At 38.6% G+C, this 23397-nt stretch carries 14 protein-coding genes and 1 tRNA gene; 7 read left to right on the forward strand and 8 right to left on the reverse strand.

Annotated features, from left to right (window positions below; genetic code table 11):
• A partial coding sequence (locus ACFILW_RS01170; protein ID WP_375684944.1) for a YbaN family protein occupies nt 1-255 on the forward strand: 255 nt, incomplete at its 5' end.
• 437 nt (nt 256-692) lie between these two features.
• Here the strand turns inward: ACFILW_RS01170 and pncB are convergent.
• The 5 genes from pncB to aroA all read right to left on the reverse strand — a co-directional run bounded on the left by pncB (nt 693) and on the right by aroA (nt 14731).
• Entirely contained in the window at nt 693-1997 is a 1305-nt protein-coding gene (gene pncB, locus ACFILW_RS01175) for a nicotinate phosphoribosyltransferase (RefSeq protein WP_375621992.1), read from the reverse strand.
• A 133-nt stretch (nt 1998-2130) separates the two neighbouring features.
• Entirely contained in the window at nt 2131-10701 is an 8571-nt protein-coding gene (locus ACFILW_RS01180; RefSeq protein ID WP_375684945.1) for a GH36-type glycosyl hydrolase domain-containing protein, read from the reverse strand.
• 226 nt (nt 10702-10927) lie between these two features.
• Nucleotides 10928-12628, reverse strand: a complete 1701-nt coding sequence (gene rpsA / locus ACFILW_RS01185) for a 30S ribosomal protein S1 (RefSeq protein WP_026500132.1) — start codon at nt 12626-12628, stop codon at nt 10928-10930.
• Nucleotides 12629-12758: 130 nt separating this feature from the next.
• Entirely contained in the window at nt 12759-13406 is a 648-nt protein-coding gene (gene cmk, locus ACFILW_RS01190) for a (d)CMP kinase (protein WP_375684946.1), read from the reverse strand.
• A complete protein-coding gene (aroA, locus tag ACFILW_RS01195) occupies nt 13403-14731 on the reverse strand; it encodes a 3-phosphoshikimate 1-carboxyvinyltransferase (RefSeq protein WP_375684947.1) in 1329 nt (442 codons plus the stop codon). The genes cmk and aroA overlap by 4 nt, the downstream gene beginning before the upstream one ends.
• 187 nt (nt 14732-14918) lie before the next feature.
• Here aroA and ACFILW_RS01200 point away from each other — a divergent pair, with 187 nt between their 5' ends.
• Complete coding sequence (locus ACFILW_RS01200; RefSeq protein WP_375621996.1) at nt 14919-15299, forward strand: TIGR02300 family protein; 381 nt, start codon at nt 14919-14921, stop codon at nt 15297-15299.
• A 116-nt stretch (nt 15300-15415) separates the two neighbouring features.
• A tRNA-Ala gene (locus ACFILW_RS01205) sits at nt 15416-15491 on the forward strand.
• Nucleotides 15492-17096: 1605 nt separating this feature from the next.
• Here ACFILW_RS01205 and ACFILW_RS01210 read toward each other — a convergent pair.
• Together ACFILW_RS01210 and ACFILW_RS01215 are read right to left on the reverse strand one after the other, a co-directional pair.
• Entirely contained in the window at nt 17097-17684 is a 588-nt protein-coding gene (locus ACFILW_RS01210; RefSeq protein ID WP_375621997.1) for a hypothetical protein, read from the reverse strand.
• A 112-nt stretch (nt 17685-17796) separates the two neighbouring features.
• Nucleotides 17797-18978 carry a DNA recombination protein RmuC gene (locus ACFILW_RS01215; protein ID WP_375665209.1) on the reverse strand — a complete coding sequence of 394 codons (1182 nt, stop codon included), beginning with the start codon at nt 18976-18978 and terminating at the stop codon, nt 17797-17799.
• A gap of 90 nt (nt 18979-19068) precedes the next feature.
• On the opposite strand from ACFILW_RS01215, the gene def reads away from it, so the two are divergent.
• The 3 genes from def to truA are packed head-to-tail and all read left to right on the forward strand — an operon-like array spanning nt 19069 to nt 21279.
• The gene (gene def / locus ACFILW_RS01220; protein ID WP_375684948.1) at nt 19069-19605 is read left to right on the forward strand and encodes a peptide deformylase; all 537 of its coding nucleotides are present in this window, start codon (nt 19069-19071) and stop codon (nt 19603-19605) included.
• Nucleotides 19605-20534, forward strand: a complete 930-nt coding sequence (gene fmt, locus ACFILW_RS01225) for a methionyl-tRNA formyltransferase (RefSeq protein WP_375622000.1) — start codon at nt 19605-19607, stop codon at nt 20532-20534. The genes def and fmt overlap by 1 nt, the downstream gene beginning before the upstream one ends.
• Before the next feature lies 1 nt (nt 20535).
• Complete coding sequence (truA, locus tag ACFILW_RS01230; RefSeq protein ID WP_375684949.1) at nt 20536-21279, forward strand: tRNA pseudouridine(38-40) synthase TruA; 744 nt, start codon at nt 20536-20538, stop codon at nt 21277-21279.
• Between the two features lie 31 nt (nt 21280-21310).
• On the opposite strand, the gene ACFILW_RS01235 is transcribed toward truA, so the two are convergent.
• Nucleotides 21311-22174, reverse strand: coding sequence for an LOG family protein (locus ACFILW_RS01235; RefSeq protein WP_375622002.1), 864 nt, complete (start codon nt 22172-22174; stop codon nt 21311-21313).
• 106 nt (nt 22175-22280) lie between these two features.
• On the opposite strand from ACFILW_RS01235, the gene dapD reads away from it, so the two are divergent.
• Nucleotides 22281-23129, forward strand: coding sequence for a 2,3,4,5-tetrahydropyridine-2,6-dicarboxylate N-succinyltransferase (gene dapD / locus ACFILW_RS01240; protein ID WP_375614320.1), 849 nt, complete (start codon nt 22281-22283; stop codon nt 23127-23129).
• The last annotated feature ends 268 nt before the right edge of the window (nt 23130-23397 follow it).

The following is a 23397-nucleotide window of genomic DNA, read 5'->3' on the forward strand; positions in this document are numbered from 1 at the left end:
TCATGGTGTTTTACGCGTTCTTCTCCACGTTTTCATCAATGGTTGAATAATCATCGTATTTTTGGTCCCCCTATTAAACGATGGGAAGAGAAAAAAGCTATCTCTCCATTTGTTAAAATTTTTGCAGTGATGAGTATGACGGGGGGATTTTTATCCTTTTTTGTGATGATACATCCTCCTTTATGGATTTCTTTACTCGTTACAGTTATATTATTGTTGATTGCTATTTACATTGTAACGCGTCCATCTTCATAGGGATAGAAAAGGCGTTATGGGATACTCTTTTAAACTTTAACTTATTTATAAGAACTATTGAGAGAAGGAATTTTCTTTCAAGTTTTAAATATAACCTCTCCATATCCAAGATGCATATGAAACAAAATGTTCGTGCGCTTTCATTTAACATGCAAAATCATAGTAGCCATGCCATAAACAAAATTATTTATGACAAAGATATAAGGCATATAAACCTCCTTGGCATGTTAAATATTTTAATGCGTAGTGAATATTTTGAAATCCTATCTGTCGAGTCTTACGTCAGTAAATCGCATGTGTGGAAAGTCAAGAGGAATCGGTTCGACAAGCAGTCAAACTTTTTACAAACCAGCAAGGGCTAAAAACCCTCATCCTTAGAGAGATCAACTTTATAGAAAATATGATGAGTCAATATATCCGTTTTAAAAAGCTGGAAACTATATCTTTATAGGTCTAGAAACTCGGTTTTTATTACCGAAAAAATTAAGATAACGTTGTACTTCTTTTGAATCACCGATCGTTTTTTCAGGATTATCTGAAAGTTTCACGGCTGGTCGACCATTGGCATAGGTCACCTTACAAACAAGGGAAAGAGCGTCAAGAGTTTCGATTTCCTGAGGTGCACAGCCTGTAAAGTCATTGGTAAGATCCGTGCCCCATCCAAAACTCATGCGTACTCTACCATGGAAATGATGATAGGTTTTTTCAATTGTATTGACATCAAGAGCATCAGAAAAAATTAAAAGTTTTTTGCATGGATCTTTTCCTTTTTCTTTCCACCATTGAATAATACGTTCGCCACCTTCAATAGGGGGAGCACTATCGGGTCTAAAACCCGTCCAATCAGCGACCCAATCTGGTGCATTGCGTAAAAATGCTTCTGTACCAAAGGTATCAGGTAAAACAATGAGAAGATTTCCACCATAATAACGGTTCCAATCTTGCAAGACTTGATACGGAGCTCTGCGTAATTCATCATCGTTGTTGCTGAGAGCCGCAATAACCATGGGCAATTCGTGTGCATTGGTTCCAAGAGCTTCTAAATCCGTATCCATGGCAAGAAGAACATTAGAAGTTCCAGTAAAAGAATTACCAATCCCTTCTTTTAATGCTTCCACACACCAGCGCTGCCATAAAAAAGAATGGCGGCGCCTTGTCCCAAAGTCAGATATTTTAATATCAGGCAATTTTTTGAGACGTTCAACTTTACTCCACATTTTTGCTTTAGCACGCGCATAAAGTACATCAAGAGCAAAACGATCTAGTTTTCTGAGAGCAGCACGTGAACGTAATTCACTTATAATAGCAAGGGCTGGAATTTCCCACATAGAACTATGAGCCCACGAACCATAAAAATGAAGAATATACTGGCCATCTTTACGGGTTAGTTCATATTCTGGGAGTTGAAAATTCTCAAGCCACTGAAGAAAATCCGGTTCAAAAATTTGTTTGCGTCCATAAAATGTATTACCAGCAAGCCAAATCATTTCTTTTTTTGTAAAGCGCAAACTAAGAGCATGATCAAGTTGAGAACGTAATTCACTCTCATCAATATCATCGGCAAGACGTATTGTTTTAGAGCGATTTATGAGGGAAAAAGTAACATTAACATTAGGATATAACCCCCAAATCATCTGCACCATTAGAAGTTTATAAAAATCCGTATCGAGAAGTGAACGAATAATGGGATCAAGTTTCCAAGTGTGATTGTAAACACGTCTAGCAATATCCGGATGATTCATAACCTTTTTCTTTCAGTTTCATAAAATCTAAAATATTATGCACCAACACGGCTAATATAGGCGGTGCAATATAACAACTCCACAGTTTTTGGAAAGAATAAAAAAGTTTGCTCTCTTTTTTCGTCTTTCATCTTTAAGATTTGACAATACGTATAATTTCATGCTGACCTGTTTTTTGTAACTTTATCCCTGTATGAACTTCGGTATATTCTTTGCTATTAACATAGAGCATATTTTTAGGTCCCCATTTTACTTTAATGCTATAAACGGCATCATAAAACTTCATTGTTGCTTCATATTTTGGCCAAATAGAGGGTAAATGTGGCTGCAAAAATAATAGGTCTCCCTGACGCTGTATTCCAAGAATAGCTTGTGTTGCGGCGCGATAAAACCAACCGGCTGAACCTGTATACCAAGTCCAACCGCCTTGACCACATCGTGGTTCAACAGCATAAATATCTGCGGCCATCACATAAGGTTCAACACGATAAATTTCAGGATCTTGTCCATGGGTAATTGGGTTTATCATAGAAAATAAAGCATAAGCTTTATCGTTTTGTTCCATTTCAGCCAACGCAAAAATACTCCAAATGGCACCATGCGTGTATTGACCACCATTTTCTCGAATGCCTGGAGGATAACCTTTTATATAACCAGGCTCGAGCGTACTTTTATCAAAAGGCGGCCAAAAAAGGCGAATGAGTCCGCTTTTTTTATCATAGAGCTGTTCCAGCATTGATGTCATTGCTTGTTTTTGACGTTCAGGCGATGACATTTGAGAAATGACAGCCCAAGATTGAGCAATGGTATCAATTTGGCATTCATCATTGATTTTAGAGCCAAGAGGTGTTCCATCATCAAAATAACCACGTCGATACCAAGCACCATCCCAACCGTTTTCCTCTAGGGATTTTGTTAAATGTTCAAGGTGTGTACTCCATATTTGCATATGGCTGTTATCACCACGTTTTTTGGCTAAAGGGATAAATGCTTGTAATGTGTACCCAAGAAACCATCCTAACCAAATGCTTTCACCTTTTCCTTCCACACCTACCAAATTCATGCCATCATTCCAATCCCCACCTAAAATAAGAGGGAGACCATGTGGTCCGCAGCGTTTAATGGCAAGGTCTAAAGCTAAAGCACAATGTTCATAAACTGTTGCAACCTTTGAGGATTGGATAGGTTGAAAATAAGCATCCTGTTGCCCACTTTTGAGAACATCACCTTCAATAAAAGGAATGAGCGTATCAAGAAAGGCATTATCGCCAGTGGTATTGACATAAAGAGCTGTTGCATATGCAAGCCAAACGATATCATCAGAAATGTATGTGCGAACACCAGCATTTGTGTCAGGCAACCACCAATGTTGCACATCCCCTTCAAGAAACTGGTGCGCTGCAGCATTTAACAATTGCTCATGTGCTAACTGTGGTTTCAACAATAACAAAGACAAGCTATCTTGTAACTGGTCACGAAAGCCAAATGCACCACTCGCTTGATAAAAGCCCGCACGTGCCATGATGCGGCATGCATAGATTTGATAGGGAAGCCAATGATTGACCATAAGATTAAAAGAAGAGTCAGGTGTTTTGACTTGAAAAGGAGAAACAAAATCACTCCATTGTTGTTTTTGTTTTGTGAGCAGAATTTCAAAATCACTTGCACGTGCTTGATTGAGTAATTTTTCAGCTTCTTGCCTATTTGCAGCACTGCCAAGATAGAAGATGATTTCTTTTGTTTGCCCTGGTTGAAGATCAATATCATAGGCAAATGCTGAACAAGGATCACATCCTGCTTCAATGGTATTTGAAAGAGCACCGGCTTTACGGATTGCATTTGGACGTGTTACGGTTCCCGTTGCACCAATAAATTCAGCGCGATTGGTCGTCGTGCTGGTTGGCATTTCGGATGCTGATAAAAATGTAACTTGTTGAGATTTCTCGATGTGATAGGGATTTTGAATAAAATATGCACCCCATCTGGCCTCATAAGAGGAAACAATAAAGGGGGCATATTTTGTACGGACATTTCCTAAAACCCATTCAACATAATTATAAAGGCGTAAACTGCGTGGTTTTTTCCCTTCATTCGTAAGAATAAGACGTGAAAAGCGAATAGGCTTTTCGGGATCAAGTGTATGGGTCAGCTCCAATGCGATTTCTGAATGTGTCGATTTAAAAGTTGAGAATCCAAACCCATGACAAGCCTCATAGACAATATTTTCATCACATTCAACAGTAGAAACAGGTGAAAAACGTTTTAAAGACTGGCGATCAACCAGATAAAGAGCTTCTCCTGGTCGATTAGACGTTGGATCATTCGCCCAAGGAGTTAGTTGATAATCGCGGCTATTGTTAGCCCAAGTAAAAATTGCACCTTCAGCAGAGACATGAAAACCAAATCTGTGATTAGCAATAACATTAATCCACGGATGCGGTGTGGTGGTACGTCCACGAAGACGTATTACATAATGATTATGCTGATTAAAACCACCATAACTATTCCAATATCTGAGATCTTCTCCATTTGGGAGAAAAGAGGAGGGTTTTTGTTGGCTAATAAGACCAATAGAAGAAAAAAGATTCTGTTCAGTTTGTGTTGTAAATTGCTTTCCTTCGTTATATCTCGGCAAGTCTAATTGATTATAAGATTCTTGATAATTTTTACGAATTGTGAGATTAAAATCATTCTTATCAAGTCGTTTAAGTTGTTCAGATAAAGAACCATTTTGGGCATCAAGAACGATACGCGCTGATGCAAGAAGCGTTTTAAAACTCTGTTCACTCATTTGATCGCGTCGAAGCATGAAAATATGTTGGCGTTCATCTGCTTTTTGCGTGTGGTGATAATAAGATTCACAGACCCACTCAAGAGCGCGTTGTGTACTTTGTATATAGGAAAATGTTTGTTCATTAAGAATGACTAAATCAACAATGAGTCCACGCATATACCAATATTCGTGTGCTTTAAGGAGTTCGCGCAGTACAGCTATATTTCCCTCGTTATTTAACCTAAGAAGACAGAGTGGATTGTCTCCTGAGATAGACATGGGCCAAAGATCAGACTGTTTTCCTAGCGTTTTTGCTAATATTTCAGAAGGAAGACGCCACGTTCGTTCTGGATAGATAAGCGGTGTTGCATATTTTTGATAGATAATAGCTTCTTTAAGCTGGGTTCCACTCTGATACAGTGCGACTTGTGAGCGCGTCCATGCCATTGAAAGTTCTTTTTGAAACATATCAGGTTGTCGATAATGTTTAATATGATTATTTAACGCTTCTTTTGTATGTGCAGCAAAAGTCCAAAAAATAAGTTCTGCTTTGCCATAGGCTGGAATTTTTATACGGCATCGCAATGACATAACAGGGTCAAGAACACAACCTTGACTGTTATTGAAACGAGCATTTTGGTCAAATGCAGCAGGACGATGAATAGATCGCCCCCGCCCAATAAACAGAGAGCGATCTGTTTCAGCTTCTGTCTCTTGGAGAATATCTGTTGTACTAGAAACAAAATGGGTAACATAGATTTCAGGATCACTAGGCGAGCGTTTGCGCCTTTTGACAAAAATTGTTTTACCTTCTTCAGTAATTTCTGTCTCTATAAACATACGGGAAAAAACAGGATGAACTTGGTCTGTATCCATTGTGGCAAGTGCTAATTCACCATAAGAAGTCACTTCAATGAGTCGGTCTTTATTTGTCGTATTCATCAGTTGAATACGTCTACCTTCGCCACATCCTTCAGATGTAATAAGACATTCAAGTGTTGATTTAATACCATCAACCATTTTTGTATATTCAGCCTTTTCATCTGTAAAAATGCTGACAGCGTCTTCTTCAATAACACGTGTTGGCTCACCAGTAACAGACCACCACCGTCCACTATGCGTATCACGTAAGAAGAATAAAGTACCTTGTTGATCTTCTGTTGCATCAGGAATAAAGCGCGTAATCGCATAATCGTGCCAACGGCTGTAACCAGAACCATTCGCTGTTAACATGGTAGAATAAAAGCCATTAGACAAAAGTAAAGTTGCTCGTGGTTTGAGTAACGGGTTTGTAATAATGCGCAAAGGGGCTGCGTCAAATTCTTGAGACTTATTGCGCATACGATTAACAGCTTTGGTATGAATAATAGGAATGAGATGAGGCGCTCTTTCCTGTAAGAGCAATTGTGTTGCTTCAATAACGGGATCACGGTGAAAACGATCACGCATTCGCCCTTGAAAAATAACATTGTTAAGAGCAAGGATAGACATGCCATGATGGTGCGCATAATAATTGCGTACAATGGCGTATTTTTCCCCTGTTTTCACACGTGTTGGAGTAAAATCAACAGAGTCATAATAACCATATGTTCCTAAAGCTCCAAGATCACGGAGTCGTTTTAAATTAGCGACAGCGCAAGCAGGAGCATATTGTGCCGCTAGAAGGCTGGCATAGGGAGCAATGACAGCATTGCGTGAAAGACCACGTTGGAGTCCGAGGTTTGGAACACCAAAATGAGCGTATTGGTAATTCATTAAATGATCGCGAGCATTAAATGCGGCTTCTGAAATACCCCATGGCAATTCCCGTTTATGGGCATATTGTATTTGACAACGAATAATCAATCGATTTGTTTGATCTAGGAGAGACCCTAAAGGTTCATGCATTACGAGAGATGGCATAAGATATTCGAACATTGATCCAGACCATGATAGGAGCGCACCTTTTCCACCTATGGGGATGAGAAGTCGACCAAGACGAAACCAATGTTTAAGTTTTATATCTCCTTTTGCGATGGCAAAAAAGCTTGCAAGACGTGCTTCTGAAGCAAGTAGGTCATAACAATTTTCATCGAGTTTGTTTTCTTGCACACGATATCCAATGGATAAAAGGTGCCGTTTAGGCTGTTCTAAAAAGTCAAATTTCATACCAAAGGCTATTTGCCGTGCCGCTATAGCCAACCTGTTTAGTTTTTTACATAATTTTTCAGTATCACAATGAGCAGTCGCATCATGATGATGAGCGTTACAGGTGTCGATAAGGCATTTAGCCCAAGAAAGCGCACGAGCAGATTCTATCGTTTGAATTTTGTGGTCAAGTTCACCGACTAAGTGCACAATATCATGGGCTGCAAGTGAAAGATCCATGATGTGAGAAGGAATCGTATTTTCTTGTTCTATAAAAGTGAAGATAGAATCATGAAAACGAGTGATGTTTTCTTCGATTTTTTGGCGTAAAGAGCGTAAACTGGGTTGATGATCTGGAATTTCTCTGACCGTTTCTTCAAGAATAGCAAGAACATCCGATAAGCCTTCTCGATCACTTTGAAAAAAAACATGAGGTTTTTCAGCCCATTCACTTAAGGCAGAAGAGAGTGTTACCAAATGACCGGCAAGATTTCCTGAATCAACGGTTGATACATAAGTAGGCAAAAGAGGCCTGAGTGTATCCGTTTCATACCAATTATAGAGATGACCGCGGAACTTTTCCATTTTTGCAAGAGAGCGTAATGTACATTCAATACGGGTAATGGTCTCTTCAAAACCAATCCAACCAAAATCACGTGCAGCAATTATAGAAAGGAGATAAACCCCAATATTCGTAGGCGATGTACGTTGAGCAACAAGAGGTTCAGGATCTTCTTGAAAATTATCGGGAGGCAAATAGTTGTTTTGTTCGTTGACAAAGGTTGCATAATAAAGCCATGTCCGCCGTGCAATAGAACGGAGTTTTTTTTCATCTTTTGAAGAAAGATAAAGGCTATCTTGAAAAGTTGAAGGTTGACTCACAATCCAAGCAATGAAGGGTGAAAAAAACCATGCTATCCCAAAAGGTAAAGCAACCAAGCTTGCAAAACTATCAGAAAAAAGAGGGAGTGCTATAGTAAGAATACCAATAAGTGATGCTGGTGCCATTGTAAAAACATAGAAACGCAAACTATTGGGCATTGATTTTGTTGCAGCAGAAGTTTTCCATTCAAGAAGATGCTGTTTTGAAATCGTCATACGATAGAGTGTACGAATAATCGCATCGGTCATAAAATACGCCGAATGAGCAAGAAACGTCGTTTTAAGAAATATATCAGCGCTTGTAAGAGCAATTTTGTTCCAAATTAATTGAAAATGTCCACGCAAAGCATGATCTATATTGGATGAGACAAGCGTTTTTAATACACATAGAATGGGTGAAATGAAAGCGCTAAACAACAAGAATAATTGCCAGACGATTGCACTCTTTAATGGCAAAAGAGTCCATCCTACAAATGCTGCGATTAACCACATAAGTGGCGTAAGAGAACGACGTAAATTATCCTGCATTTTCCAACGCGTCACGGAACTTATTTGACGGTGGGAAAAAAGATAAGGCAAGAGCTGCCAATCACCGCGGATCCAACGATGATAACGCATAACATCAATATTATAAGTGGTTGGATAGTCTTCAATGACTTCTATGCTACTTACTAGAGCAGTACGAGCATATCCCCCTTCTAAGAGATCATGACTAAGAATAGTATTTTCTTTAATTTTGCCATCAAGTGCTTGTTCAAATGCATCAATATTATAAAGACCTTTACCAATAAAGGTACCTTCTCCTAAAAGATCTTGATAAGTATCAGAAACAGCAAAAACATAAGGATCAATACCACGGTTGGTAGAAAAAACCCGTTGGAGAATTGATGTTTTTTTTCCTGTTGTAAGCGAAGGAATAATGCGCGGTTGCAAAATGCTATAGCCTTTTACAATCTTTCCACTTTGCGGATCAAAAACGGGATGATTGAGTGGATAGTTAAGCTTTCCAACAAGTTTTGTGACGCTCTCTGGAGTAAGACGTGTATCACAATCCAGCGTCATAACAAAACGGCAATCCATAGGAAGATGTGGATTGGGAGGATAAAAGCTTGTATTTTTATCGCCTCTTAAAAGCCGATTGAGTTCATGAAGTTTTCCCCGCTTTCGTTCCCATCCCATCCAACATTTTTCGCTTGTATTATAAAGGCGTCGGCGATGTAAAAGGAAAAAAAGAGGAAGTTCATCACGATGATAACGATTATTGAGTTTATCAATATTCTTTTGCGCATAGTGTAATAAATCAAGATCATCTTGTGTTTCTTTTAATGGAGCATCCACCCAATCTGTAATGAGTGCAAAATGAATGGCTCCTTTAGGATTAGAAAGATAGTGCACTTCAAGATTGTGCACTTGCTCATCAATATCATCGCGTGATGTCATTAAAGTAGGCACAACAACCATTGTTCGTGCATGTTCGGGAATACCTTCTTTATATTCATAACCAATGAGCTGTCTTGATGGGACAAACCACGAAACAACAGTATTAAATAAAGCAAAAGCAGCATCGATAGCAGGAAAAAGCGCCAATCCAGTAAAGCAAAAAGACATCCATTGTGTCATGCCAGATAGCTGTAAAAGGGCGTAAATTACCAGCAAAAGAGTGAGCGTCAGAAAAGAGACAGGCACAGCAATAACTCTCAATTTTGAGCAACAAGAAGTGCGTGTCCATTTTATGAAAAAAGGCGGGCTATATCCACAAGCCTTTTCAAATATGCCACGACCATCATCAACAAGGTACCACCCCACATAAGAATGATGAGGCATATCTTTAGAAGTGGAATTTGCCATTTCTACAACTTTATGTGCAACTTCCAGTTCACTAAGAGGCGAAAAGCGAGAAACTTTTTCAATGACTTGTCGATAAATATTGCGTGAGTGAGCATCAATTTCAGAAAAATCACTATTTTTACGCAAAATAGAATCGACACAACTCACTGTTTCAAACCATGCTGTCCAATCAACATCATCTATAGCTTTAAGAGCACGGATAATATTACCCATGGTCACACCATCTGCTGCTTGTCGGGTATGTTCATCGGCTGTTGCAATCTCTAAGCTACTGCCTTGGCTTTTCAATTGCTTTTCAAGCCAAGTTAATGCTACGGTTGAATCGACAGATGCACTGCGCAGGCGATAGAATAAATGTGCTGAAAAAGTTGAATCAACAGTAAATGGTTTATACTGCGTAAAAAGAGAGTGTAGATTTGTTTTATTTTCTACAAGAGAAATTTTATCAGCTACTTGACTAGCAAGATGGCGCATATGTCGCGCTTTTTCGATACGTACTGAAAGACGACGGACATTTTCAATGAGCAGCATTTGCATAACAGAAGGAAGAGCCCACAATTCACCAATTGTGAGCGCACAAACTTCTTGAAATCCGTTGGTCATAGCAGTGAGTGTCTCTTGTGAAAAGCTGCTATCGGTATGCGCAATATAAAGCCAAGTTAAAGCAAAAATTCGTGGTATTCCGGCTTTATGTGTAGAAAGAGGCAGTTGCTTTATGAAGGACTTGGGTAGATTACGACGCAGCTTTTGTATGGTTTTATCAATGGTGTAATGATTATCAATGAGCCATTGAGCAGACGGTGCGATGGTTTCATCATTTCGGGCAGCAAAATCACTGGTATGAAAAGCATGAAGAATAACTTTAGCATTTTCATTCAATCTCTTGCGAAAATCTCCTACTCCTTCATATTCAGGGAGTAAAATTTCTTTACCAGAAGCTATATCATGCCCTAAGTTATAAAGATCTTCCTGTACCTTATAAATTGCACGAAGAGGAAAATCCGTATTAATAAAATGATCTTTTTTCTCTTTTTGAGAAAAAAAGCACTTTATGAAAGGTATTATGCACGTCATAGTGTTCCATTGTTATTCAATTACATTGTTTTTTATTTAAATTTTAAGCATTTTATCTGAATAGTGAACCGTTGTTAGACAAAAAACAAACTTTTTGTTTTTATTTGCAAGCATTTATAATTTTTGTTTCAATAATTTAAAAATAAGCAGACAATTTTTTTAGAAAATAAAAAGGTCACTCCTAATGAGTGACCTTAATAATAACACCAACTTTAATGATTGATGATTAATCTTGTTCTTGTTTTTTCAAAGCTGCACCCAGAATATCACCAAGAGAAGCACCTGAATCTGTAGAACCATATTGTGCAACAGCTTCTTTTTCCTCTGCAATTTCTAAAGCTTTAATCGATACTGAAATTTTACGTGTTTTTTTATCAAATGCTGTGATGCGAGCATCAACCTTTTGCCCAATTGCGAAACGCTCAGGACGTTGCTCATCACGATCACGCGCAAGATCAGCACGCCGAATGGTTGTCTCAAGGTTGTGGTCAATCAATTTCACACCAATGTCATTGTCGTTAACAGCAATCACTTCGCATGTTACAACTGCACCTTTTCGCAATTCGCCGGAAGCAGCGGCTTCTCCAACTTTATCGCTGGAAAGCTGCTTAATTCCAAGAGAAATGCGCTCTTTTTCAATGTCAACATCAAGGACCACAGCTTTAACGATATCGCCTTTATTATAAGTATCAATAACTTGTTCACCAGGACGGTTCCAATCAAGATCAGACAAATGAACCATACCGTCAACATCGCCTTCAAGCCCAATAAACAGACCAAATTCTGTTTTATTTTTAACCTCTCCTTCAATTTGCGAATTGACAGGAAATTTATTGGCAAAAGCTTCCCATGGATTTTCAAATGTTTGTTTTAAGCCAAGAGAAATACGCCGTTTAGAAGGATCAATCTCAAGAACAACCACTTCTACTTCTTGTGATGTAGACAGAATTTTTCCAGGATGAACATTTTTCTTTGTCCAGCTCATTTCAGAAACATGGATCAGCCCTTCGATTCCTGGTTCAATTTCAACAAAACCACCGTAATCAGTAATGTTGGTAACAGCACCCGTAATTTTTTTACCAATCGGATACCGGACACTGATGCTTTCCCAAGGATCACTTTCAAGCTGCTTCATTCCAAGAGAAATACGGTGCGTATCTTGATTAATGCGAATAATCTGAACTTTAATCGTTTGGCCAATTGTGAGCACTTCAGATGGGTGATTAACACGCCGCCATGCCATATCTGTAACGTGCAAGAGACCATCAATCCCACCAAGATCAACAAAGGCACCATAATCTGTAATATTTTTCACCACACCTTCAACGATTTGGTTTTCTTCAAGATTTTGTACGATTTCTGAACGTTGCTCAGCGCGACTTTCTTCTAAAACAGTGCGGCGTGAGACCACAATATTGCCACGACGACGATCCATCTTCAAAATTTCAAAGGACTGTGAATTATGCATGAGGGGTGAAACATCACGAATGGGACGAATATCAACTTGGCTGCGAGGCAAGAAAGCAACGGCACCATCAAGATCGACTGTAAAACCACCTTTTACTTGGCTAAAGATTACCCCATCAACGCGCGCACCAGCATTGAATTTTTCCTCCAAACGGACCCAACTTTCTTCGCGCCGTGCTTTTTCACGCGATAAAACAGCTTCACCCATCGCATTTTCAATGCGTTCAATGTAAACCTCAACTTCATCGCCAACTTGCAAAGAACCATCTTTTGCTTTAGCTCCAAATTCTTTGAGAGGAATACGTCCTTCGACTTTAAGACCAGCATCAATAATGGCCATGTCTTTTTCGATTGCAATAACACGACCTTTAACAACAGATCCTTCATTAAGATCATTAGTTTGAAAAGATTCTGTTAAAAGGGCTTCAAAATCCGCTGTTGTGGGATTGTATTGTGACATAAGAACTCCTAATATATACCTTGTATTATAAGGTATGAGCGCTAGGTTAGTGTTAACATAAGTAACTCCCTAGCCTTTTCCTTGAATAAGGAAAGAAGTTAGCGCTAGGCTAGAAGTTACCTTAACGAATTTATCCAATTATATGCATTTTTATGATTGGATCAACAAAACTGCATGCAATTTCAAATGTTGCTTCTATACTCAATTCTGACGTATCAAGCAAGTGGGCGTTTTTTGCTGGTTTTAGTGGACTTTGTTTGCGCGTTATATCGCGACTGTCGCGCTGTTCAAGTTGAGTTAGGATTTCATGATAATTTGCTTGAACACCTTTTTTTAAAATCTCTTGGTAGCGGCGTTTGGCGCGTGTTTGAACATTGGCTAGAATATAAAACTTGATATCGGCATCAGGACAAACAACAGTTCCGATATCACGCCCATCAAGCACACAGCCAGGCAAAACTTTAGCAAAGTCGCGTTGTTTTTCGACAAGAACTTTGCGTACAGCAGGGTTAATTGCTATTTTTGAAGCCGCTTCACCAAGTTCATGAGAAGAAAGAAGAGAAGGATTTAAAGTATTAAAATCAAGTTCTTTAGCGTAAATAAGAGCATTATTTTCATCATCAAGAGCTAAATTTTGTTGTAAAAGCGCATGAGCAACTCCACGATAAGTAAGACCAGTATCGAGATGGCGAAGGCGATAATGCGCAGCAATTTTGCGTGCTAAGGTTCCTTTGCCTGAAGCTGCAGGTCCATCAATGGCGATAACAAAAGGCTTCAAACGATTTTTCCCCCAAGTTGTTTTATAAAAGGAATAAATTCTGGAAAGCTCGTAGCGATCATTCGTTTATCATCAATGGTAACAGGTTTTTCTGACACAAGCCCAAAAATGAGAAAACACATAGCAATTCGATGATCAAGATGTGTGCAGACATGTCCACCGCCCAAACCTTTGGTAGAACCGTTCCCATAAACAACAAGAAAATCTTGACCTTCTTCACAGTCTACGCAATTAATTTTTAGTCCTTGAGCAACAGCAGACAATCGATCTGATTCTTTTACACGCAATTCTTCAATTCCTAGCATAACTGTTTTACCTTCTGCAAAGGCTGCTGCTACTGCCAAAGCAGGATATTCATCAATCATCGATGGAGCACGTTCTTTGGGCACCGTAACACCTTTAAGAACCGATGATTTTATCCGTAGATCGGCAACATCTTCTCCACCTGTTTGGCGTTGGTTCAAAAATTCAATTTGAGCACCCATTTCCCACAATGTTTCGATAAGTCCTATTCGAGAGTTATTTATCAAAACATTTTCAATGGTGATATCAGAGTCTTCTACAAGAAGGGCTGCGATAATTGGAAAAGCAGAAGAAGAAGGATCCCCCGGAATATGAATCGTTTGCCCAGTAAGATGGGGTTGACCATTAAGATGAATCAAACGCGCACCTTCGTTATCTTTTTCTATTTCAAGTTGCGCACCGAATGCTTTTAACATTTTTTCCGTATGATCTCGTGTGAGAACCGGTTCAATAACAGTTGTAATGCCGGCGGTATTGAGTCCAGCAAGCAGAACTGCTGATTTAATTTGGGAGGAAGCTATTGGAACACGGTAGCGAATCGGATTAGCCATTTTCGGTCCATAAAGTGTTAAAGGAAGGTGATCGTCGTGCGTTGTCTCAATTTCAACCCCCATGAGACGCAGAGGATCAAGAATACGTCCCATTGGACGTTTAGAGAGAGATGCATCACCAATAAAGGTTGTTTTCATATGATAGGGGCCAACCATTCCCATAACCAAACGAGCACCTGTTCCAGCGTTTCCAAAGTCTAAAGGTTTTTGTGCAGATAAGAGGCAACCATTCCCTGTTCCTCGTATGATCCAAACGTCATCTTTTTTAATAATACAGGCGCCCATAGCTTGCATAGCAGCAGCTGTATTGAGTACATCAGCGCTTTCAAGTAATCCGTGGATATATGTCTCACCACTTGCTAATCCTCCCAATATAAGAGAACGATGGGAGATTGATTTATCTCCTGGTATTTGAATTTTTCCAGAGAGATTACTCGACTTATAGGCCGTTATAGGGATTGCTTTTTGCATGGAAATTCTATTTAATTCTATCTAACTTTTATGAAATTATGCATCCTTTAGCACATGCTTTAAAGGACGTCATGAGAAAATCTATGCGGAGCAATGTATTTATCTTTGACAAAGGCATTATTTTTCGATTAAGCACCATAAAATTCATCTTTTAATGGAATAATAGTTAATCAAAGAGGCACGGCTTATGGCAAAACAAGAACTCGGAACTAAACGTGTTGATCCAGAAACAGGAAAAAAATTTTACGATCTAAATCGCGATCCTATTGTGTCACCTTATACAGGAATTTCTTATCCACGTTCTTATTTTGAGGTTGCGGCAGCTGAAGCAAACAACGAAGAAGAAGTTGATACTGAAGAGCTTGATACAGCACTTGAAAAATCTGCTTTTATGCTTCTTGAAGAAGTTGATGATGATTCTAAAGATGACGATCTTCCTGATTTGGAAGATGGTGATGTAGACCTCGGTGATGACGATGATACATTTTTATCTCATGATGATGACGATGAGGATGATGACGTTACTGATATTCTCGGAGGCGGTGTTTCTAATGATGATGATGCTTAAGAAAAATAACAGAAAGTATCTTTTCCATTAAATACAAATTCTTCTTGATCTTCAATTTTTCTCGCTTTAAAAAGTTGGAATTGTATATTGTTCTTTTGGGAAAATTTGTTTTTATAGGGGCTATAGCTCAGCTGGGAGAGCGCTTGCATGGCATGCAAGAGGTCAGCGGTTCGATCCCGCTTAGCTCCACCAAAAGGATCAGTGATCAGCTCTTTTATCAAGAGAATCAGTTATAACGAGAATGTGAAATCAATTTAAAAGGTTTATATGCTCTGTAACCATTGTTCCAGTAGCACGTTCCTTGCTTTAATGCTACCATTATGCGTTTTTAATCATTTGTTGGATTGTAAAGTTTTACTTTACATAACAATGAAAAGAGATCATTTTTTATGCTTTACACAGAAATAAAAAAGGAGCTGTTTAACTGACACTTTATATTTTAAAAGGCAAAATTTAAATCCTTCTTCACCACAAAATCATAATCTGTTGATTATCGATATCCTTTTAAAGGTAAGAAGTACCTAAACAGAGATTTGGGAATAGAAGATTAAGATATATTTTCCAATTATTGCGAATCAGGACTCTTGTTGAATATTTTTAGTCTTATCAAATGTCTTACCAATTTTAAAAAATACTCCATTGAATAGCGTTCATCTGCTCAATACTGAAGTATGTTAATGATTAAATAACATATTGATTTATCATGATAAATTATTAATATATTAAATAATAACTCCGAACAGAGTAAACTTCTCTCATCATAAGCCTTCACATACATATTGAATTAATAAACTTTGTTTCCTTACACGTCTCAAACGAGGTTGAAGGTGTAGGAGAAAAGCGGTGCCATCATTATATTTTCAATCTCTCATGTTGCAAAAATTTTTATAAGAGGCATTTTTAGTCCTTTCTTGATGTTTTTATCCACATGCCAATTGCACTTTATGTACAAGCCAATGGTTTTTCTTGATTAAACATCAAGAGATTTAAAATGACAGAATTCTAAGCTATTTAAAACTCTTAATTCAATATGAATAAAGGAATATTATTGTTATAAAATAATGATTTGTAGTAAAAAACCGTTTAAGAAAAGCATAAAAATGCTTTTCATAAATATCCTCAAATGCAAGCGCTATCACAACACTGAAGGCTTGTTTGTTACTTCACAGATGCTATAGACAATTCCTGTCTTGAATATTTTTATGTGTAAAGTTGTATATACCTTATCATCCTATAAATGACAGTGTTTTACAACATGGAAAGATAACTTTTTTCAATTAAGCTGGACAGGCAAAATGAATGGATATACTTCATTTCATACAATACTTCATAATATTAATCTTTTGGAAGGCTGTACCCCCTTTTATACAAAGCAAAGTTTTTATGAAACGATGCTCTTTCGTTTAATGCATTTTTCGTTTTTTATATTGAATTTTTTACCTCTTTATAATGCTGAAATCGCATTTTTTGATTGCTATTTTAAACGCTTAATAAAAATAAAAAAGAGATTATCTTTAAAAAATTTCTGTCAACAATCTGTGGTATTTAGCCCAGCGCTAAATGGAAGATTGTTTCCATTGTAAATTCTTTGAACAAAGAGGATAACAATATCGAGAGTGTGCACAAATGTATTGTGTATTGTAAAAATTTTCTGTCGCTTGAGTTTACTCTATTCAATAACAATTTATTTTATTCGAAAATCGGAAAAACAAGACAGCCTTATCGCACCATAAAAAATTTTGCGCTCAAATGATTTTACCACATCAATTCCCTAATTGATATTTTCAAAAATCTTCCCTAACGCCACCCACATCTCTTTAATTGCCGTTCATAGAGCTTCGATATTCTCGCCATGCGCTGTGCTGCCTGTGACAGTGCAACAGTGACACGCCCCCCACTACGCGCATAAGCACTATGCCCCATATGATAATTTAAATAAAGGCTATATGCATCATCAAATCTCACACCATTGCGTTGAACACTTTGGCGATGGTACCAAGCAATAAAATCAGCAGAATCTGCAAAATTCGTACGCCATGCAAAAGATTTGCCTGTAGAGCGAAGATACATTGCCCATGTACTGTCAAGCGCTTGAGAATAACCATAGGCTGTTGATCGACGCTTCCATGGAATAAAACCAAGTAGTTTTTTGCGTGGAGGACGTGCATTGTGACGAAAGCTCGATTCCATCTTAATGGTTGCAAGAATAATAGGCATAGGAATCCCATAACGCATTTCTGCTCTTTGAGACGCCCTTCCCCAATTATCAAAAAAACCATTTTTTTGTGCTAAAATAGCACAAGCATTATTTGTGTGGGTGGGAGTGGTTGTTGCACAGCCCTCTAGCAGAAACACCAATGCCCCTAAAAACAAAAGGTGTCGCATATTCTCTATTCCTCTCGTTTAAGAAATAAAACAAGATAGAGATACTAAAAAATGATTACCAATCAATAAAGAGCGTGATCTAACTTGTGATATTTAAGAAGATTGTTTTGCGTTATTCCTCATCAACCAAACGCAATGTTTGTGACTGAGCGGATGTTGTCATTTTTGTTGGCTCAGAGTAATTTTCTTTTAATTCGAAAGTTTCAATGCGATTTGCCCGTTTCATAATTTTGGAAGACGATATCAAAATACCCTCTATATCTTCACCTGCTTTGTAAAAGTGCTTCTGTAATGCACGAACACGCATATCCATTCGTCCAAAATCTTCCATCAATTTTGCTACTTCTGATTGAATTAAATGCGCTTGTTCACGCATCCGCGCATCTTTCATAATGGTTTGTACCACTTGGACAGAGAGCATCAACAAAGACGGTGAAACAATAATTATATGGGCTCTATTGGCTTTTTGTACCAATGGCTCAAAATCTTCATAAATTGTTGCAAAAATCGATTCCGATGGCACAAAAAGAAAAGCCGTGTCATGGGTTTCTCCAGGAATCAAATATTTTTGTGCAATATCACGGATATGAACTTCCAGATCGGTACGAAATTGGCGTTCTGCCTCTTGACGCTCTTGCGTTGATGCGGCTTTACGCATAGCATTCCAAGCCTCTAGAGGGAATTTAGCATCAACAACAAGAGAAGGTGCTTTATTGGGCATATGAATCAGACAATCTGGGCGCTTTCCGTTGGAAAGAACAGCCTGAAAAGCATAGGCATTTGCTGGTAAGGCATCAGCAATAATTGCTTCCATCCGCCCTTGACCGAAAGTACCACGCGTCTGCTTATTGCTTAAAATGGACTGCAACTGAACAACTTGTCCCGTAAGCGATTGAATATTATTTTGTGCCGCATCAATCACTGCTAAACGCTCTTGCAAACGATTCAAATTTTCATAAGTGGATTTAGTTTGTACCTGAAGTGTTTGACCTAAGCTTGTTGTCATTCCATTGAGTTGCTCACTGAGTGATTTATTCAGTTCAGCTTGCCGTTGACCAAAAATTTCCGCCATCGTTTGCATTCGCCCTTGCATTTCAGCTTGTGTCTTCAGCAAAGTAGCCATCTGCATTTGTGCCTCACGCGCACGTTCAGCAATTTCTTTTTCTAAAAATGCTTTTTTTCTATGAAAATGTATCAGCATAAAAAATGCCAAACAGACAAGTGTAAATAAAAGTAAAACGATTAATTTAGAAAAAAACTCACCAGCGAATATAGAAAAAAACGAATCAAACATAAAAGGTAATATAACGCTCTTATGATAAAAAAATGCAAGAATCTGTTATTCAATATTGACCAATAAAAAACCATTGATTAATCTCTACTTATGCCAATGAGATCTTTAGTTACTTTACCTGATCCGATTTTACGGGAAGTGTCCAAACCCGTTGAGCGGGTTGATTCAGCTCTCCAAAAACTTGCGGATGATATGTTGGAAACCATGTATAATGCTAAGGGCGTTGGTCTTGCTGCTATTCAAATTGGTATACCAATACGTATGTTGGTTATAGATGTCTCTGGAAATTCTGAAGATGAGCAGAAAAAACCACTTGTTATTATCAACCCTGAAATTTTATGGCTTTCAGATGAGCGTAATATTTATAAAGAGGGTTGTCTTTCTATTCCTGACTATTTTGCAGAAGTGGAACGTCCTAAACGCCTTTGTGTTCGCTATCAAGATCGTGAAGGAAAGCAGATAGAAATTGAAGCAGATGATCTCTTGGCGACTTGCTTGCAGCATGAAATTGATCATTTAGATGGGCGCCTTTTTATTGATTACATTTCAAAGATCAAACGCGATATGGTGATACGAAAATTTAAAAAACGCGCAAAAGAAAAAAACATGCAGGAAGCAGTTTTGTAATGGCATTACGGTTAAGTTTTATGGGAACACCAGATTTTTCTGTTCCCATTTTGCATGCTTTATTGGATGCTGGTCATGATGTTGTTGCTGTTTATAGTCAACCTCCTCGTCCAGCAGGACGTCGGGGGCTGAAATTAATCCCCTCAGCTGTTCACACCGCAGCAGAAGAAAAATCTATTCCTATCTTTACGCCTCAAACACTTAAAACAGCCGAACAACAAGAGAAATTTGCAGCACTTTCTGTTGATGCTGCTATTGTGGTGGCTTATGGACTCCTTTTACCTAAAGCTATTCTCGAAGCACCGCGTTTTGGTTGTTTTAATGCCCACGCTTCACTCTTACCACGTTGGCGTGGTGCTGCGCCTATTCAACGAGCAATTATGGCTGGTGATAAAGAAACAGGTATCATGATCATGAAAATGGATGAAGGACTTGATACGGGGCCTATCGCTCTTTCTCGCTCCATCCCCATTACTGATAACACCACCACTGCTGAGCTTTCAAACAGACTTTCACATATTGGCGCAGAACTTATGGTAGAGACTTTATCAACTCTTGAAAAAGGACAACTTAAACTGACCCCACAATCAGAGGAAGGCATTACCTATGCGGCCAAAATTAGAAAAGAAGAGACCCGCATTGATTGGACAAAACCTGCAGAGTTTATTCATAGGCATATTCGCGCGCTCTCTCCCTCTCCTAGTTGCTGGTGCAATATGAATATCGGTGGACGAGAAGAACGTGTAAAAATTCTTGAAAGTCGCTTAACAACAGGTCCTTCTCTTGAAATTGGACGGATAGAACCAGATTCTTTGATTATCCATTGTGGGCAAGGACGGATAGAAATAACCTCTCTACAAAGATCTGGCGGTAAAATTCTTGAGTGCGCAACATTTTTGCGAGGCGCTCATATTTCTGCTGTTTTTTAAGATGCCACGTTTTAAACTCACTCTTGAATATGATGGTTCAAATTATGCTGGTTGGCAGCGTCAAGCAGAACTTCACACGATACAAGGAGCTCTTGAACAAGCGATTTTTTGCTTCAGTGGACAACAATTAACCATAACAACAGCAGGACGAACGGATGCAGGAGTACATGCTACGGGACAAGTTGCCCATGTTGATTTCATAAAAAACTGGCCCCCCCATACTGTGCGTGACGCGCTCAATGCTCTTTTACGTAAACAGGGAGAAGCGATTTCAATCTTAAACGTACAAAATGTCCCTGATGACTTTGATGCACGATTTTCCGCTGTAAAGCGCCATTATCTTTTTAAAATTCTCAATCGCCGCTCTCCACCAGCTCTAAATGCCAAACGCGTATGGTGGATACCAAAGCTTCTTAATGCTGAAGCCATGCATGAAGCTGCGCAAAAACTTGTAGGAAAACATGATTTTACCACTTTCCGTTCAGCACATTGCCAAGCCCAAAGCCCTATTCGCACCCTTGAACGTCTCGATATTCAAAGAGAAGGTGAAGAAATTTTTCTTTATGCGCAAGCTCGTTCTTTTCTTCATCATCAAATCCGTTCATTTGCAGGAAGCCTCATGGAAGTGGGTATTGGACGTTGGACAGCTCAAGATCTTGAAGCAGCTCTTCACGCTAAAGATCGTAAACGTTGTGGTGTTGTTGCCCCCCCTTCAGGACTTTATTTAACCAAAGTGGAATATTAATTATCCTTCAAGAGTTAACGCCTCAAAACTGTTAAGGCAGCTTATAAAAAGAACGAATTTCTTCAAACGCTTCTGCTGCTGTATTGACAAATTTCATAAAATTAACATCACTGGGAGAGATCGTACCTTGTGCAGACAAATACTCAAAGTTGATAGCATTGCTCCAAAATTCTTTGCCAAACAATAAAATTGGTACCTGTTTCATACGCTCCGTCTGTATTAAAGTTAACGTTTCAAACAGTTCATCCAGAGTCCCAAATCCTCCAGGAAAAATGGCTAATGCTTTCGCCCGTAATAAAAAATGCATTTTTCGTATCCCCAAATAGTGAAAATTAAAACACAAATGCGGCGAAACATACGAATTAGGCTCTTGCTCATGTGGTAAAATAATATTCAAGCCAATTGTTGGAGCACCAACATCACAAGCACCACGATTTCCCGCCTCCATGATCCCTGGTCCGCCCCCTGTAATAACTACAAATTCACGATATTGTGTCGTAGCAGAATAGAGTGAGCACAAACGTGCAAACTCTCTTGCTTCATCGTAATAATATGACATAGCACGCAAATTTTTCTTTTGTGTTTCATTCTTTGCAGCCCACGCTGCTTGCCCAGGTTCAGGAATACGCGCACCACCAAACAAAACAACTGTTGATTGAATATTATATTCTTTAAGGGTTATTTCCGGCTTTAAAAATTCAAGACTAATACGTTGTGAGCGCAACTCTGGACGCATCATAAACTCTTGATCGATATAGGCTAAACGATAAGTAGACGAACGCACCTGTACTGAATTAGAGACTTTATGGATTTGTTGTAGCGTATCCTTCGCATGGAGAAGTGGTGTCCAGTTTTCTTGCTCCCTTTTTCTTTTTTCTTTACAGCCTTTTTTCATGCACCTGTCCTACTTCCTCATCGTTTTATTGACTGAAAACATTTCTTCGCGTAAGTCATAGAGAATAAATCTTGAAGCTTTCAACTTGTTTAACGGAACTATGTTCATGATCAATCTCACACAACTTGAAATCATTATCGAAAAAGCATTTGATGATCGTGATTCTATTGATACTACCACAAAAGGTGAAATTCGTGAGAGTGTCGAACACGCATTGAATCTTCTCGATAAAGGTGCAATTCGCGTCGCAGAACGACAAAAAAACGGACAATGGCATGTTCATCAATGGTTGAAAAAAGCTGTTTTGCTCTCTTTTCGGCTTAACCCTATGCAAATTATTGCCGGTGGTGTAAATGGAACACATTGGTGGGATAAAGTTCCTTCAAAATTCTCTGGTTGGCAAGAAGCAGATTTTAAAAGTGCTAATTTCCGTTCCGTTCCTGGAGCCATTGTGCGCCATTCTGCTTACATTGCACCAAACGTTATATTGATGCCATCCTTTGTCAATCTTGGTGCTTTTATTGATGAGGGCACAATGGTTGATACATGGACCACCGTTGGTTCTTGTGCACAAATTGGTAAACATGTCCATCTTTCTGGCGGTGTTGGTATTGGAGGTGTTTTAGAACCACTGCAAGCAAATCCAACCATCATTGAAGATCATTGCTTTATCGGTGCGCGCTCTGAAATTGTTGAAGGCTGTATTATCCGTGAAGGTGCTGTTTTGGGAATGGGAGTCTTTATTGGAAAATCAACAAAGATTATTGATCGTACAACAGGTGAAATTTTTATTGGTGAAGTACCAGCCTATTCAGTGGTTGTACCAGGTTCTCTCCCCGGAAAACCTTTACCAAATGGTGAAGCAGGCCCAAACCTTTATTGTGCTGTTATTGTAAAACGCGTTGATCAAAAAACACGAGAAAAAACATCCATTAATGATCTTTTACGTTCTTAGACACAAGATTAATGCATAATAATATTTACTCGTTTTTTAACTTGAATAATAACCTCGAATACAAGGATTCTCTCATTTTAAATCCTTTCATAGTGAATCAATCACTATCATTTCCTTGCTCGTTACAAACACAGTTGGTGTGTAGGCAAAAAATACTTTAAGAAATAGAGTAAATACCTTTAATGAATTCTCTCAAGTGATAAGGACTGTCATAATATTTTGAGCTGAAAAAGAGTATAATGGGTGCGCTTTGCGCCTTTCTGACGCG

This window comes from Bartonella sp. TT110JLCBS (genome assembly GCF_042193405.1).
GTDB lineage: Bacteria > Pseudomonadota > Alphaproteobacteria > Rhizobiales > Rhizobiaceae > Bartonella.